The organism is Halomonas tibetensis (assembly GCF_042643535.1).
Lineage (GTDB): Bacteria > Pseudomonadota > Gammaproteobacteria > Pseudomonadales > Halomonadaceae > Halomonas > Halomonas tibetensis.
Genome location: NZ_JBHRSQ010000009.1, coordinates 99360 through 114866, shown reverse-complemented (window position 1 = coordinate 114866; position 15507 = coordinate 99360). Strand labels below are relative to the sequence as shown.

The following is a 15507-nucleotide window of genomic DNA, read 5'->3' as shown; positions in this document are numbered from 1 at the left end:
CTACTGGACGCTGGCAGGCGCCTCGCCGGTGGCATCATGGGGACTCTCTACCACCTGTGCATCGGCCGGCGGCGATTCCTGCTCCTCACGTTCCTGCGACTGGTTCGGCACCAGGCCTTCCCAGAGTCGCTGTTGCAGGGCATTCTCCTCTCGCATGCGTGCGTTGAGCGGCACCAGGCCATGGCGCTCGACCAGCGTCTGCTGGTTGGGCTCGGCCAGCAGGGAGGCGCCTAGTCCGGCGCGGTGGCCCTTGATGGTGAAACCCATGGCTTCAAGCAGGGTCGGGAAGAGATCGACCATGGAGGCCTCCCGCCGGGTGCGAGTGCCGCTCTCGATGCCGGAACCCAGCATCATGAAGGTGTTGTCGCGTTCGCCTGCGGTGAGCTGATCCCAGGCTGAAACCCGCATGGTCAGATGGTCGCTGGCAATCACCACCAGTGTGTTCTCCAGCAGCCCCTCTTGCTCCAGGCGTTCCACCAGGTCACGGGCGAGCCAGGCGGAGCAGGTCACCGAATAGAGGATGTCCTCACCGTCGAATTCGCCCTGGCGCTCCAGGCAGGTCCTGGCCGGGTAACCGTTGGGGGCATGGCCGGTGATGGATAGGTTGACTACCCCCCAGGGGCCGTCGTCCTTGGCCTCCAGGCGGCGGATCTCTTCCGCGGTGAAATCGTAGAGAGAATCATCGAAGAGCCCCCAGTTGTTGACGTAGTCGGGATCCTCGAGTCGAGGAACCAACTCCTCGCGCCCCATCACGCTGTCGAAGCCATGGCCCTGGTAGAAGAGGCCCTTGCCGGCAAAGGCGGCGCTTGCGCCACCCAGGTAGCTGAGCCGGTATCCCTGCTCAGACAGTAGGTCACCCAGGCAGTCAACGCCGGGAACGACATGCTCCAGCGGCTCGAACTGGCGGTCGTGGAGAAGGCCGGCGGGCATCAGCGGTGTGCCGCACTGGCTGGCAATCATCCCGGCCATGGTCCAGCCGGTGTTGTCGAGCTGGCGTACCCCTTCGAAAACGTGGCCCTTTGCGCCTAGGGCGTCGAGATCGGCGTAGACGTCTCCGAAGCGTTCGCGGTCCGCATAGGTGCGCTCGATGCTTTCGAGGTAGAGCAGCAGCAGGTTTGGAGGTGACTCAGGGACAGCGAGGATTTCGGGCTCGATATATCGGCGGTCCAGCCAGGCGCCGTCTTCGGTGACGATGGCCGCGCCGCGCTGGGTCATGCCGTAGAGCAGTGGGTTGCTGACGAGCAGTATCAGGGCCAGCAGACGTTCGCCGTATCGCCAGCGGTGGTCGACGCGTACCAGCCAGGTGAAAGCCGCCAGCAGGGCCAGCATGCTGAGGGTGTAGAGCACAGCGGCCACCAGGCGGTCGCCACCGCCGTGGTCGGATATGCCTGCCTGAAGGTGGAAGAAGATTGCCCCCAGGTCGACGATACCGAAGCTGTCGTTGAGGTAGATATAGAGGCCCAGTAGCGCCATGGGCAGCAGCGACCAGGGCCATACCCTGGCTCTGGGGCGAGGACGCAGAGGGGCCCCCCAGCGGAGCAACCAGCCGGCGCCAAGCCAGGCACCAGCGATAGCCGGCACGGCCCAGGCGGGCAGCCGGCTCACGGTGACGACGGCGTAGCCGAGGCATAGCCCGATGGCGAGCAGCGCCCACCAGCGCGGGTAGCGAAGCATCGGTGAGGAAAAAACGGGAAGCATGGTGGGTCAGGGTCCTCGCGATGTCGCGGCATAACAGGCAGATACATCGCCCGGGATCAAAATGGGTTATGTCTGCCGTTCGTTCTCATGAAGTTCATTGAGTTTTGCGTACTTCATATAGGCGTGAAAGGCAGTCGTCATGGCGACCGTCAGGCCATCGCTTCCCTGCAGCAGACCTCCCTTCAGAACCAGTTTGCGAATCATTGCACTCAATGCATGGAGGGTCGGTCGAAATACAGAGGGTGAAATACCCTTCTCTTTCATGGCCCAGGCGTCGCGTGTCGAGAGCTGATCGATGCGCTGAATCCAATGGGACAGGTTTTCATAGGTGAAATGGCGGATATGAGCGTCGGTACTCTCAACCTTCGGTGCCTCTACCGAGGAGTGAGCCTTCTTGGGCAGATATCCCGATGTCGTCCGGTTGTAGAGCCTAACCACCTCGTCGGGATAGAAGCCCGCGGCCTTGATCCAGTGGCTGCCACAGAAGTTTCGTCGTCTGAAGCTGTAGGCCACCGATGGGTTATCCAGCGGGAGGCGTCGAATGGCAAGAATCGCATCGTCATCCAGCCGCTCGTCAGCATCCAGGGCAAGGATCCAGTCGTGACTGGCGTGGGGGACTCCGAAAGCCTTCTGTGGACCATCCCCCAGGTACGTCTGCAGCAGAACGGTGGCGCCCTTGCCCTTAGCGACTCTTGCAGTGTCGTCCTGGCTGAGAGAGTCAACCACAATGACCTCGTCGCAAACCGTCTTGAGGGAATCGATGCAGTCACCGATGCGAGTCTCTTCATTGAGAGTGATGACGATGCCGGTGATGGGAGTCATGGTTGAGCCTCTCGGCGGTTGTGCGAGATGAGAAAGCCGGTGATCCGGTCAGCTGCTGCCGCGATATCGATGCTCGTCATGTCCTGCTCGCCGGCACCCTCGGGCGGGCAGAACGCCAGGCGGTGCTGGGCTCGGTTGCAGGTCTGCCAGCGTAGCGGAGTGGCAGAGCGGCGCGCCGGATAGAAACCGGCGGTGGCGACATCCAGGCAGCCGGCGATGTGCAGCGGTCCGGTGGAACCGGCGATGAACAGGTCCGCTGCAGAAAGGCTTCTGGCAAAGTCGGCGAGCCCCTCGCGGGTCGGCAGGCGGTATACCGGCACACTGGCGTCGAGCAACGGGATCTGGATCGCCTCGGCGGTGGCCTCTTCTCCGGGCCCGGCGGTCAGGACCCACTGTGGCTGTCTACCGTCCGCAATGCGCGCGTCCACGCCCAGCACCAGCCGGGCGTACTGCAAGGGAGCGAGGTTAACCGCCGAGCCGCCACTGCCGCCGTGCAGGAAACACCAGGGTCGCGTCGGGTCCAGGCCGAGTTCCTCGGTAAGACGACGGCGCTCGGCCTGGCGTTCGGATTCCGGCAGCGGCCAATAAGGAGGTTCGGGCCCGGCGCCGGGAGCCAGCCCCAGCGCCGCCAGCAGCGCCTCAGCTAGCTCCTGATTGTAGCGGTATTCGGGCTTTTCCGAACGCGACCTGCGCTGTACCACCCTTCGGTTGTAGAATAACTGTGCCCATTTGGTGGCCGGCGTCAGGCGTAGCGGGATCCCCGCACGCCAGCCGAGCCAGCCGATGCGTGGCGTGGAGAAGAGGGTGAGCAGCGCATCGAAGCGGGCCGCTTTCACCTCGGCCAGCAGTCGTCGTCGGGCGATTCGGTCGGCACCCTCTCCGGGGTCGATCAGCACTTCGTCGATCCACGGGCATAGCCGCGCCATGGGCGCGGTATAGGCCGGCACCAGGACGCTGATGTGAGGCACGGGATGCGCCGCTTTCAGGCAGGCCAGTGCCGGCCACGCCAGCATGAAATCGCCAAGCTTGTCGTTGCGAACCACCAGCAGGCGCGAAGACGCGCCCGGGGCAGCGGAAGTAGCAGTCATCCGGGCTCCCGAGCCCCGATATACCGAAGGAGTCAGCCTTGTCGTGCAAGGTCCTGCATATCTGCCTCTCCAGCGGCTGGGGCGGACTGGAAATGTATCCGTCACGGATTATACCTGAGCTGGCCCGGCAGGGGTGGCAGAGCCACGGATTGGCCCTGGTCGGCTCCCGAGTTGCCGAGAGCTTTCGTTTGGCCGGGGTAGAACCGCTTGAACTGCTCTCCAAAGGGCGGGCGTTGCTGTCCGTTGGGCGCATACTCGGCTACCTCAAGGCTCAAGGCATCGGCGTGGTGCACTGCCACAAGTCCAGCGACCTGCGCCTGGGCGCATTGCTGGTGAGTCTCAGGCCTTCGCTCAGGCTCTTTTTCACCGACCACATGGGCGTGACCCGCCCAAAGAAGGATCCCTATCACCGCTGGGCCTACGGGCGGGTCACGCGGCTATTCTCCATCAGTGAGGCGACCCGACAGCGCAACCTGGCGGCCTTTCCGCTACCGCCCGAGCGCATTCGACGCCTCTATCTGGGCATCGACCCGGCCCCCTATGCGCCGCGCCTCGATGACCAGGAACGAGCCGCGCTGAGCCAAGAGCTAGGCGTGCCTGAGGGCGCGGTGGCGATCGGCTTGCCGGGTCGGCTAACGCCGGGCAAGGGCCAAGACGTGTGGGTCGAGGCCCTGGCGCTCCTGGCCGAGGCTCAGCCGAATCTGGCATGGCAGGGAGTGCTCATCGGCGGACTGACGAGGGAGGAGGGCAGTAACGAGGCCCATGTGGCGACGCTGAGACAGCGCATCGCGGTGCTGGGGCTCGAACCGCGCATCACCTTTACCGGTTTCCGTCGAGATCTGCCGCGGTTGTTCGAGGCGCTGGATGTCGTCTGCGTGCCTTCGCGCAACGAGGCCTTCGGTTTGACCGTGATCGAGGCCATGGCCGCCAGCAAGGCGGTGATCGGCAGCGATAGCGGGGCAATTCCCGAGTTGCTCAATAATGAGACCGGCCGCCTGGCGGTACCCGAGGACCCCGCGGCCTGGGCCGAAGCGCTGGCCGAACTGGTCGCAGACGCCGAGCTGCGCCGGCGCCTGGGCCAGGCTGCGCGCGCCAGAGTGCTGGCGGACTTTACCCTGGCAGCCCATGTGACCAACCTGATCGAGGAGTACGCTGCCTAGGCTAGCCGGCTCAGCGCACCTCGTAGCCCCGTTGAATCGGCGCCATAGCATCCCTGGCGCTGAATTTGATGAGGGAGCGCTCGAGGCGCGCCAGGTTTGCAGCCTGCCAGCGTCCTTTCGGGCGAAGTCGGCATCGGTCGAGGTCGATCAGCCAAACGCGATCTCTTTCATCCACCAGCAGGTTGCGTGCGTTGAGGTCCACGTGATCGAGACCGGCGTTGTGAAATCGTCGGATCGTTCGCCCCACCTCTTTCAGCAGAGCCTCGTCGGAACGCTCTTCCAGCCGGCTGGCCAGGGCCCGGGCGCCGGGGATACGCTCGGTGATGAGGGCGGCTTCGTAGGTGAGTCCATGGCGGGTGACGGCGGCGGCCACCGGCGGGGGTACCGGCAGGCCGCGCCGGTGAAGGTCGGCAGTCAGGCGCAGTTCGCAGAAGGCGCGAGTGCGTTCCAGACCGGTCCACAGGTAGCGTGTCTCGCTGAGCCGAGCGACGAGGCCGCCGCGGCGGTAGGGCCTGAGCACCCACTCGCGGCCGCTGCCGGCCGCCAGGAACAGGCTGGCTCCCCGCCCCGGGGCCTCGCCGATGACCCGCCCCCGGTTCTTCCAGTGCTCGGGGTCGAAGAGCCCCGGGCCGGGAGGCACTTCGGCTGCCGCGTCACATAAACGCTCGGCATCATATAGAATGAAAACCTTTCCTGCTCGACACGTTGCCAACCCCATGAAGCATCCTCTGCCTGCACAACCCCGGCACATCGGCGTGCTGAGACTCTCCGCTCTCGGCGATGTCTGCAATCTGGTACCGACGGTTCGTGCCCTGCAGCGCCAGTGGCCCGAGGCGCGTATCACCTGGATCATCGGCAAGGGCGAATACAGTCTACTGGCCGGCCTCAGCGGGGTCGAGTTCGTGGTCTACGATAAGACCAGCGGGATTGCCGGCATGCGCGCGCTATGGCGCGAGCTGGCCGGCATCCGATTCGACGTGCTCCTGCACATGCAGCAGGCGCTGCGCGCCAGCGCGCTTTCACTGGGCCTCAAGGCCGACGTGCGAGTGGGCTACGACAAGGCGCGCGCCAAGGATGCCCAGCACTGGTTCACCCACCGTCAGCTGACCCCTCATCCCCGTTCCCACGTGCTGGAGTCCTTCCTGGATTTCGCCCGCCTGCTGGGGGTGAAGGATCTCTCCTTGACGTGGGACATGCCGGTGCCCGAAACCGCCTTCGATGAGGCTCATGCGCTGACCGGCGGGGCGCCCTACCTGCTGATGAGCCCCTGCGCCAACCCAAGGCTGCGGAACTTCCGGAACTGGTCCGCCGAGGGCTATGCGGCGGTGATTCAACACGCCTGGCATCGGCATGGCCTGCTTACCCTGCTTACCGGGGGCGGCAGCACCCAGGAGCGAGAGATGGGCGAGCGAATTCAGTCCCTCTGCGAGCCCGGCTCGGTGATCGACGCCATTGGTGGCACGTCGTTGAAGGGGTTGCTGGCGATGATCGCACGGGCAAGAGCCGTTATCGCTCCGGACTCGGGTCCCGTGCATATGGCCAACGCCCTGGGTACCCCGACGGTGGGGCTCTATGCGACCACCAATCCCGACCGTGCCGCCCCCTATTGCTGGCGAGAGTTTGTGGTTAACCGTTACCCGGACGCCGTAGACACTTATTTGCACAAGTCTCTGGACGAGATCGCCTGGGGACAGCGGGTGCGCCATCCCGACGCCATGTCGTTGATTCACGCCGAGGACGTCATCGAGCGCCTGGAAACACTGCTCGATTATACCGCCGCTACCCAATCGGAAAGGGAGCTTCCCGACGATGAAACTTGATCTGACTGCCCTGGAGCACTCTCGCCTGCTGGTGGTGGGCGACGTCATGCTTGACCGCTACTGGCACGGTGGCACCTCACGGATATCCCCCGAGGCACCGGTGCCGGTGGTGCGAGTCGAGCAGAGCGAGGACCGCCCTGGCGGCGCCGCCAACGTGGCGCTCAACATCGCTTCCCTGGGCGCCCGGGCAGCCTTGGCCGGGCTGGTGGGCGACGACGACAATGCCGATCGCCTGGTATCACGTCTCGAAGATGCTGGAGTGGGCACTCACTTCGCCCGCAGCCCAGGCCTCCCGACCATCACCAAGCTGCGGGTGATGAGTCGCAACCAGCAGCTGATTCGCCTCGATTTCGAGGAGGGGCTCGGCGAGGTGGACACCTCGGCCCTGCTCGTACGGGTCGAGGCGGCGCTGCCCGAGGCCGATCTGGTGATCCTCTCCGACTACGGCAAGGGCACATTGAATCGGGTCGAAGAACTGATTCGTCTGGTGCGAGCCAGTGGCAAACGGGTACTGGTAGATCCCAAGGGAAGCAACTTCTCCCGCTACCGTGGAGCCAGCGTGATCACCCCCAACCTGGCGGAATTCGAGGCGGTGGTGGGCCATTGCCGCGACGATGCCGAACTGGCGGAGCGCGGCCAGGCGCTGTGCGCCGAGCTGGAACTGGAGGCGCTGCTGATCACCCGCAGCGAGAAGGGCATGACCCTGATCCGCGAGGGACACGAGCCGCTGCATCTGCCGACCCGGGCTCGGGAGGTCTATGACGTGACCGGCGCCGGCGACACGGTGATCGGCGTGCTGGGTCTGGCGCTCGCCTCCGGCCATGGTTTCCCTGAGGCGATGACGCTCTCCAATCTGGCCGCCGGCCTGGTGGTGGCCAAGCAGGGTACTGCGACTCTCTCTATCGCCGAGCTCTACACCGCCCTGCACGGCGACAAGCTTGCCGAGTTTGGAGTAATCGAGGAGACGCCCCTGATCGAGGCGGTGCGCGCCGCCCAGGCCCGCGGTGAGCGAGTGGTGATGACCAACGGCTGCTTCGATATCCTGCATGCCGGCCATGTCGCCTATCTCGAACAGGCCCGCAAGCTCGGCGACCGGCTGATTGTAGCGGTCAATGACGACGCCTCGATCGCCCGCCTCAAGGGACCCAAGCGGCCCATCAATCCCCTGATGCGCCGCATGCAGGTGCTGGCGGGCCTTGGCGCCGTGGACTGGGTGGTGCCCTTCGCCGAAGACACCCCCCAGCGGCTGATCGAGGACGTTCTGCCCGACGTGCTGGTCAAGGGCGGCGACTATCGTCCCGAGCAGATCGCCGGCGGTGAGGCGGTGCGCGAAGCCGGCGGTGAGGTCCGCGTGCTGGGCTTCGAGGATGGCGTCTCCACCACGGCGATGATCTCCACCATCCTCGATCGTGAGGCCTGATGGGCTGGCCCCGCGGCCTCTACTCGGCGCTGCTGCTGGCCCTGACGCCGCTTATTTGGCGGCGCATCCGCCGTGAGCATGCGCTCACTGACTCCCGTCACACCCCCCGCGAGCTGCGCCTGGGGCGCATCCCCGAGACACCCTCTGGCGAGCGTATGCTGTGGCTGCATTGCGCCTCGGTGGGCGAGGTGCTGGCGGCTCGTCCGCTGATCGAGGCACTGCTGGAGCGATACCCCGACCACCGCCTTACCCTAACCACCATGACCGCCACCGGAGCGGATCGGGCGCGTGCCCTGTCGGCATCCCGTGACGACGGGCGCCTTGTTCACCACTTCATACCGCTGGACTTCCCCCTGGCCGCGGCACGCTTCGTCGAGCGCCTGGGTCCTGAGCTGGCGCTTTTCTTCGAGACCGAGCTGTGGCCCAACCTGTTGCATGCCTGTTGCAGCCGCGGCGTGCCGGTGGCGGTGATCAACGGTCGCCTCTCGTCGCGAGCCTTCCGCGGCTATCGTCGGCTGCGCCCGCTGATGCGTGAGGCGCTGGCCTGCGTGGACTGGCTGGCTGCTAAGTCGGCCGACGACGCCGAGCGCTTCGCACGGCTTGGCATGGCAGAAGAAGGTATCGACGTGGTGGGGTCGCTCAAGTTCGATATCACCACGGATGATAATGCCCTCGAGGTGAGTGAGCGCTTGCGTACCTGTCTCGGTGAGCGTCCGGTCTGGGTGGCAGGCTCCACCCATGAGGGAGAGGAGACGGTGTTGCTTGCCGCCCATGCTCGACTTCGTGAGAGCCATCTGGCGGCCGGTTTCAAACGCTGTTCCGAGGCGCTGCTCGTGCTGGTGCCGCGCCATCCACAGCGCTTCGATGCCGTGGCGGCGCTGTGCGAGCAGGCGGGCATGCCAGTGGCGCGTCGCTCTCGCGGTGAGTGGCCGGAGGCCGAGACGGCCGTCTATCTGGGCGACACCATGGGGGAGTTGCTAACACTCTACGGTGCGGCCAATCTGGCCTTCGTCGGGGGCAGCCTGGTGCCGATCGGCGGCCACAACCTGCTGGAGCCTGCGGCGCTGGGAGTACCGGTGCTGACCGGGCCCGAACTTGCCAACTTCGAAGAGGTGGCCGAGGTGCTGCGCAGGGCCGATGCTCTGGTGGAGGTGGTCGACGGTAGAGCGCTTGCCGTTGTTCTGACTGAGCTCTTCGCCGACCCTGCCGAGCGGCGCCGCCTGGGCGAGGCGGGCCGCGCCGTGGTGGCGGCTAATCGAGGTGCGCTTGAGCGAACGCTGAACGGGCTGGCGCGGCTTTTGCCTGCGAAGTGAATGCTTACTTATTCAAGGGGCGTTGTCACGCCGGTGTGAGACACTCCACGCCGCTTTCCGCTCCCAGCAGCAGCACGTCGGCGCCGCGGGCGGCGAACAGGCCGTTGGTGACCACGCCGACGATAGCGTTGAGGCGCACCTCCATGGCCACCGGATCGTCGATCATGAACTCATAGCAGTCGATGATCTGGTTACCGTTGTCGGTGACCACCCCCTCGCGATAGACCGGGTCGGCGCCCAGCTTGACCAGTTCTCGAGCCACGTAGGAGCGTGCCATGGGGATCACCTCCACCGGCAGCGGGAACTCCCCCAGCCGATCGACCCGCTTGGAAGCGTCCGCGATGCAGATGAATTTTCTGGCACAGGCGGCGACGATCTTCTCTCGGGTCAGGGCCGCGCCACCACCCTTGATCATATGCAAGTGAGCGTTCACTTCGTCTGCACCATCGATATAGAAAGGGACGGTGCCCACGCTGTTAAGTTCGAATACCTCGATACCATAGCCGCGTAGCCGCTCGGCACTGGCCTCGGAGCTGGCCACTGCCCCCTTGAAGTCGTCGCGAAGCTTGGCCAGGCGATCGATGAACAGATTGGCAGTGGAACCGGTACCGATCCCGAGCACGGTATCGCGTTCGAGCCAGGGCTTGATCTCGTCGATGGCGGCCTCGGCTACGGCGCCCTTCAATTGGTCCTGGGATAGGCCGTCCTGGGTCATGATCGCTCTCCGGTGGTTGCAGGGTGGGACAGTAGGATAGGGCATGAAACCGGCGCCATTATAGGGCAGGGGCCTTTCCCTGCCGATGCTGGCTGGACTCGACGCCACCACAATGCTACCAATGGTAGCCCTCCGCAGTGCAGCACAGAACGCTGCACGACTCGCGTTTCCCCTTGGGACATCAGGATGCTTGAATCAATCGTTAAGAAGATACTCCAGGCTCGCGTCTATGAAGCGGCTGTGGAAACCCCCATATCACCTGCGCCTTTCCTCTCCCGCCGTTTCAACAACACCATCCTGATCAAGCGTGAGGACCTCCAGCCGGTCTACTCCTTCAAGATTCGCGGGGCCTACAACAAAATGGCCCAGCTTAGCGAGGAGCAGAAGGCCAAGGGCGTGATTGCAGCGTCTGCCGGCAACCATGCTCAGGGTCTGGCCATGGCGGCGAAGCAGATGGGCGTCAAGGCGGTGATCGTGATGCCGAGGATCACGCCGGACATCAAGGTCCAGGGAGTGCGTTCACGAGGCGCTCGTGTGGTGCTCAAGGGAGACTCCTTCGCCGAGGCCGCTACCCATGCCCAGGAGTTGATCAAGGAGCATGGTTATATCTACATCCCTCCCTTCGATGACATCGACATCATCGCCGGTCAGGGCACCATCGCCATGGAGATCCTGCGCCAGCACAGCGGTCCTATCGATACCATCTTCGTGCCGGTGGGCGGCGGTGGCCTGATGGCCGGTATGCTGGCGTATATCAAGTATCTGCGCCCGGACATCAAGGTGATTGGCGTGGAATCCGAGGATAGCGCCTGCCTCAAGGCCGCCCTGGAGGCCGGGGAGCGGGTGGTGCTCGATCAGGTCGGTGTCTTTGCCGAGGGGGTCGCGGTGGCGCAGATCGGCGAGCTGCCCTTTTCGATCATCCGCGACCTCATCGATGACGTCATCACCGTCAATACCGACGAGATATGTGCCGCGGTAAAGGATATCTTCGAAGATACCCGGGCGGTCGCGGAGACTTCCGGGGCCCTGTCGCTGGCGGGCCTCAAGAAGTATGTGCAGCAGACCGGTGTCGAGGGCCAGACCCTTATCTGCATCAACTGTGGCGCCAATATCAACTTCGACCGCCTCCAGCACATCGCCGAGCGCACCGAGCTGGGCGAACAGCGCGAGGCGATTCTTGCCGTGACCATCCCCGAGAAGCCCGGCAGCTTCAAGAAGTTCTGCAAGACCATCGGCAAGCGCATGGTGACCGAGTTCAACTACCGCTATGCAGACCCGGAGAACGCCCATATCTTCGTCGGCGTTCAGGTCAAGCCGGGTGGAGAGGACCGACAGGGGGTGATCGACAAGCTGCGCGAGGCCGGCTATCCGGTAGAAGATCTCACCGACAATGAACTGGCCAAGCTGCATATCCGTCACCTGGGGGGCGGTCGCCCCAAGGAGCACTTCGATGAAGAGGTCTATCGCTTCGAGTTCCCGGAGCGCCCCGGGGCGCTGATGAACTTCCTCACCCACCTGCCCCACGACTGGAGCATCTCCCTGTTTCACTACCGCAACCACGGGGCTGCCTACGGCCGGGTGCTGGTGGGTATGCAGATCCCCAACGGCGACCGTGCCCATGTCGAGGAGCACTTCGACGAAATCGGTTATCGCTACTGGAAGGAAACTGACAACGCCGCCTATCGACTGTTCATGGCCTGAGCGATCTCCCTTATCAAGGGGTAAGCGCTGAATCGCACCACACGCCAAGCCTGCTGGGTTTTTCGGCCAGAAAGTGTTGCGCTTGGGTGGTTGTCGAGAGCATGAAATCGCCCTATAGTCTCGGTCAGTTATTTCCCCTATGGAGTCGATGATGAAGCGCAAGCCCGATCTGGTCATGGCATTGGTAATGTTGTTCGGTATCGGACTCGTGGCAACCGGTTACGCCCAGGCGCTGGCGGGCAGCTGAGGCGTTAACCCCTGGCGTTAACCCCTGGCGTTAACCCGGGGCGGTAACACGGGCGCATCGACGTCAGACATAGACTGCTAGCAAACGGGGCGATGCCATTGGGCATCGCCCCGTTTGCATTTTTAAGCGGTGGTGGGCCTTATCAGGGACGAACGACCCGAGCATCGCTGACGATGGCATCCAGGGGAACGTCCCAGGGCTCATTCGGCAGTGCTTCGACCCGCTGACACTCATGCGCCAGACCAATCAGACGTGGTCGTGGGCCGGGATGGCGCGTGAAGGCCAGGGTTCGATCGTAGAACCCCCCACCCATGCCTATTCGTTGGCCGGCTTCGTCGAAGGCCACCAGAGGCAGCAGGATAAGATCCAGGGCCCAAGCTGGCTGGCGCCGGGCGCGATGGGCGCCATGGCGGGTCTGAGGCTCGGGGATGCCGTAACGGTTGGTCACCATGGGCGTGTCGGCATGGTAGTGAACGAACCACAGCCGGTTATGTGAAAGCGGTCGAAGCACCGGGAGATACACGCGGGCACCACGACGACGGAGCCAGTCGATTAGCGGTGTGGGGTCAATCTCGCCGTCGTTGGGCAGGTAGAGCGCAACGCGTCGGGCGCGCTGTATCTCGGGAAGGCGGCACAGTCTGTGGCACAGGCGTTTGCTGGCATTCTGGCGCTGTCGCGGGGTAAGGGTACGTCGACGGCGGCGAAGCTCACGTCGCAGGGCCTGACGAGAGCCGTCGAAGACATCAAGAATAAGAGGTGCGGCGGGTGTCTTCATGAGGTGGGTCATGGCAGACGAGGTTCCCCAGAGTGCCGCTGTCATTCTGGCCCTGAACCCAGTGGTTCAAGGTGGGTGGCCGCAGCCGGACCGTCAGGCTTTCCGACGCGCGGACATGCACACGGGTCCGGCTAGCATATGGCCCCCTGGGTAATGCGCATAGGCTCGAGGGACGATAACGACTGGCAAACACCCCAGGGAACACATTCATCCTACCAGAGCCGATGTGTCCGTCCAACGCATTCTGCTGGGGGCGAGATATGCTCGCAGTGGGTGTGGTCGGGGCAGTCAGCGCTGGGGGGTATCGACCAGGGCGCGCTCCAGGCGAGTGCTGAGCGCGTCAAGGTTGCTTTCCCCTGCCCGCTGGGCGTCCAGTGCCTCAAGCAGTTCATGGGCGATGTTCAGGGCCGCCATGATGGCGATACGCTCGGTGCCCATCAGGTTGTTCTGGGAATGAATGCCGCTCATGGCGCGATCCAGATAGCGGGCGGCTCGCTCTAGCTTGTCCTGCTCCTCTGGCGGGCAGGCAATCACATAGCCGCGCCCCAACAGGGTGATTTCAGTGGTCGGACGCGTGGCGTCGGTCATCGGAAGACTCCGGGTCGGCCTGCCGGGAGAGCTGCCGCGCGCCCCGGTGGCCCGATGCGTTAACATCCATGGAAGGAAAGGTTTCGTACCTCACTATAAGAGAGCCCTTCCGGGGCGGTCAACGCGCCGCCCCGGGCGAGGCTCACTCTTGCTCGCAGCCGTTACGGATTTTCGCATGTCACTGATCAACGAACGCCAGGATTTCTCCACCATCGCCGACCTCTTTCTGCTTCATGGCAGCATGCAGTCGCCGGCCTTTCTCGACGGCCGCTTGTGCGCTGGCCTAGCCATGCACGACCTCACCGCTGAAGCATGGCTCGAGGAGGTGTGCCTGGCGCTTGGCGTCGAGCAGCCCCGCGATGAGCCCTCTGCCGAACATTTTCTGGGTTGGCGGCGTCAGACACTCGATGTCCTCTCCGGCAGCGAGCTAACCTTCGAGCCGCTGCTGCCCGACGACCTTTTTTCTTTGGCCGAACGCGCCCAGGGGCTCAAGGAGTGGACCCTGGGCTTCCTCGAAGTGGTGGAGGACGCCGGCAGTGCTCCACGAGAAAGCTGGTCGCCGGCCTTGCGCGAGGCCCTGGGGGACCTGGAAGGGATCGCCGCCATGGAGGTCGAACTCGAGGAGAGCACCGAGAATGAGGGGGATCTCTTTGCTCTCGCCGAACATGTGCGAATGGCCGCCATGTTGCTTTATACCGAGCAGCACCCTGGCCTGCCCCAAGTCGAGGATACCGAGAACGATACCCGTCACTGATGCGGCCCCATCTGTTGCCCTAGTCTTCCACTCAGCCCAGCCCCACTCAGAGGAGCGTCTATGCTGCCCGAGATCCTGCCACGCCCTGCTCCCATTACCCAGCACGAGTATCTTTCCCGGCGTTTAGCGCTGATGGCGGCGCTGCCTGCGGATAGCGCCGTGTTGCTGCCCGGTGCCTCCCTGGTAACACGCTCTCGGGACAGCGAATTTCCGTTCCGTCAGAATAGCGATTTCCACTATCTGACCGGCTTCTCGGAGCCCGATGCTCTGCTGTTATTGCTGCCCGGGCGGCTAGAAGGCGAGAGCGTGCTGTTCTGCCAGGACCGCAACCCGCTGATGGAGGCGTGGACGGGGTACCGACTGGGCGCCGAGGGGGCCGTGCGTGAGCATGGGGTGGACCAGGCCTTCGAGAATGCCGAGCGCGGCGAGCGCCTCGAGGCGCTGCTGGACGGCCGTCACACCCTCTACCTGCCTTTGGACAGTCCCGAGGCCATGGCTATCGCCGAAGAGGTGCGCAGCGCTCTGATGGTCAGGGCGCGCCGTGGTGCCTGTCCCCCGGAGGTACTGGCCGACGTGACGCCGTTGCTCCATGAGGCACGATTGATCAAGAGCGAGGCCGAGTTGGTGTTGCTGCGCCATGCGGCTGAGATTTCTGCCAGAGCCCATGTGCGCGCCATGCGATCGGCTCGCCCGGGGCTGGTCGAGTTTCACCTCCAGGCCGAACTGGAGCATGAGTTCCGCTGGCAGGGCGGCAGTGGTCCAGCCTATGCCAGCATCGTCGGTGGCGGTGTCAATGCCTGTGTGCTGCACTATATCGAGAATCGCGCCCCGCTCAGGGATGGCGATCTGGTGCTGATCGACGCCGGCGCTGAATTTGACCTTTATGCCGGCGACATCACCCGCACCTTCCCGGTGAATGGCAGCTTCAGTGCCTCCCAGCGGGCACTCTATGGTGTGGTGCTGGAGGTTCAGGAGCGGGCTCTGGCCGCCATCAGGCCGGGCGTGACGTTGGTCGAGCTCCATGACGGCGTGGTACGCGGTCTTACCGAAGGACTGATCGGCCTGGGGCTACTCGAAGGCGAGGTGCAGGCGCGCATCGACGACGAGAGTTACCGGCGCTTCTATCTCCACTCCACCTCACACTGGCTGGGGTTGGACGTTCACGACGTGGGCGCCTATCGCCAGGGGGGGGAGCCTCGCGTTCTGGCGCCGGGCATGGTGCTGACGGTGGAACCGGGTCTCTATATTCCCGCCGACGCCGATATACCCGAGGTATTTCGCGGTATCGGCATCCGCATTGAGGATGATGTCGTCGTCACCACCACTGGCGCTGAGGTGCTGACAGCGGGTGTCCCCAAACACATGGAGGAAATTGAGGCGTTGATGGCCGAGAAGTAGCCGGCCTA

14 protein-coding genes and 1 other RNA gene are annotated in these 15507 nt (G+C 64.2%); 7 read left to right on the top strand and 8 right to left on the bottom strand.

Annotation, left to right across the window (positions count from 1 at the left end):
- The 3 genes from ACFODV_RS06830 to ACFODV_RS06820 form a co-directional block, all read right to left on the bottom strand.
- Window positions 1–1698, bottom strand: a complete 1698-nt coding sequence (locus tag ACFODV_RS06830; protein WP_379756646.1) for a sulfatase-like hydrolase/transferase — start codon at window positions 1696–1698, stop codon at window positions 1–3.
- Window positions 1699–1764: 66 nt separating this feature from the next.
- Window positions 1765–2520: a glycosyltransferase family 2 protein gene (locus tag ACFODV_RS06825; protein WP_379756643.1), complete on the bottom strand. Its 756-nt coding sequence runs from the start codon at window positions 2518–2520 to the stop codon at window positions 1765–1767.
- On the bottom strand, window positions 2517–3608 hold the full coding sequence (locus ACFODV_RS06820; protein ID WP_379756640.1) for a glycosyltransferase family 9 protein: 1092 nt from the start codon (window positions 3606–3608) through the stop codon (window positions 2517–2519). The genes ACFODV_RS06825 and ACFODV_RS06820 overlap by 4 nt, the downstream gene beginning before the upstream one ends.
- 38 nt (window positions 3609–3646) lie before the next feature.
- On the opposite strand from ACFODV_RS06820, the gene ACFODV_RS06815 reads away from it, so the two are divergent.
- Window positions 3647–4768: a glycosyltransferase family 4 protein gene (locus tag ACFODV_RS06815; RefSeq protein WP_379756637.1), complete on the top strand. Its 1122-nt coding sequence runs from the start codon at window positions 3647–3649 to the stop codon at window positions 4766–4768.
- A gap of 10 nt (window positions 4769–4778) precedes the next feature.
- On the opposite strand, the gene ACFODV_RS06810 is transcribed toward ACFODV_RS06815, so the two are convergent.
- Window positions 4779–5486: a 3-deoxy-D-manno-octulosonic acid kinase gene (locus ACFODV_RS06810; protein ID WP_379756634.1), complete on the bottom strand. Its 708-nt coding sequence runs from the start codon at window positions 5484–5486 to the stop codon at window positions 4779–4781.
- Here ACFODV_RS06810 and ACFODV_RS06805 point away from each other — a divergent pair.
- The 3 genes from ACFODV_RS06805 to waaA are packed head-to-tail and all read left to right on the top strand — an operon-like array spanning window position 5485 to window position 9321.
- Window positions 5485–6588 (top strand): glycosyltransferase family 9 protein, encoded by a 1104-nt coding sequence (locus ACFODV_RS06805; RefSeq protein ID WP_379756631.1) that lies wholly within the window; start codon window positions 5485–5487, stop codon window positions 6586–6588. The two genes, ACFODV_RS06810 and ACFODV_RS06805, sit on opposite strands and share 2 nt — an antisense overlap.
- Complete coding sequence (gene hldE / locus ACFODV_RS06800) at window positions 6578–8008, top strand: bifunctional D-glycero-beta-D-manno-heptose-7-phosphate kinase/D-glycero-beta-D-manno-heptose 1-phosphate adenylyltransferase HldE (protein WP_379756628.1); 1431 nt, start codon at window positions 6578–6580, stop codon at window positions 8006–8008. The genes ACFODV_RS06805 and hldE overlap by 11 nt, the downstream gene beginning before the upstream one ends.
- Complete coding sequence (waaA, locus tag ACFODV_RS06795) at window positions 8008–9321, top strand: lipid IV(A) 3-deoxy-D-manno-octulosonic acid transferase (RefSeq protein WP_379756626.1); 1314 nt, start codon at window positions 8008–8010, stop codon at window positions 9319–9321. Before hldE ends, waaA begins: the two co-directional genes overlap by 1 nt.
- Window positions 9322–9346: 25 nt before the next feature.
- On the opposite strand, the gene rpiA is transcribed toward waaA, so the two are convergent.
- Window positions 9347–10036 (bottom strand): ribose-5-phosphate isomerase RpiA, encoded by a 690-nt coding sequence (gene rpiA / locus ACFODV_RS06790; protein WP_379756623.1) that lies wholly within the window; start codon window positions 10034–10036, stop codon window positions 9347–9349.
- Between the two features lie 180 nt (window positions 10037–10216).
- On the opposite strand from rpiA, the gene ilvA reads away from it, so the two are divergent.
- Entirely contained in the window at window positions 10217–11737 is a 1521-nt protein-coding gene (gene ilvA / locus ACFODV_RS06785; RefSeq protein WP_379757259.1) for a threonine ammonia-lyase, biosynthetic, read from the top strand.
- A 389-nt stretch (window positions 11738–12126) separates the two neighbouring features.
- Here ilvA and ACFODV_RS06780 read toward each other — a convergent pair whose 3' ends face one another.
- From ACFODV_RS06780 to ACFODV_RS06770, 3 genes are all read right to left on the bottom strand, one after another.
- The gene (locus ACFODV_RS06780) at window positions 12127–12771 is read right to left on the bottom strand and encodes a 5-formyltetrahydrofolate cyclo-ligase (RefSeq protein ID WP_379756620.1); all 645 of its coding nucleotides are present in this window, start codon (window positions 12769–12771) and stop codon (window positions 12127–12129) included.
- An 8-nt stretch (window positions 12772–12779) separates the two neighbouring features.
- Window positions 12780–12963: non-coding RNA, 6S RNA (ssrS, locus tag ACFODV_RS06775), on the bottom strand.
- Between the two features lie 84 nt (window positions 12964–13047).
- Entirely contained in the window at window positions 13048–13347 is a 300-nt protein-coding gene (locus ACFODV_RS06770; RefSeq protein ID WP_379756617.1) for a cell division protein ZapA, read from the bottom strand.
- Between the two features lie 175 nt (window positions 13348–13522).
- On the opposite strand from ACFODV_RS06770, the gene ACFODV_RS06765 reads away from it, so the two are divergent.
- Together ACFODV_RS06765 and pepP are read left to right on the top strand one after the other, a co-directional pair.
- Window positions 13523–14101, top strand: coding sequence for a UPF0149 family protein (locus ACFODV_RS06765; protein WP_379756614.1), 579 nt, complete (start codon window positions 13523–13525; stop codon window positions 14099–14101).
- 60 nt (window positions 14102–14161) lie between these two features.
- Window positions 14162–15499: a Xaa-Pro aminopeptidase gene (pepP, locus tag ACFODV_RS06760; RefSeq protein ID WP_379756611.1), complete on the top strand. Its 1338-nt coding sequence runs from the start codon at window positions 14162–14164 to the stop codon at window positions 15497–15499.
- Window positions 15500–15507 lie beyond the last annotated feature (8 nt).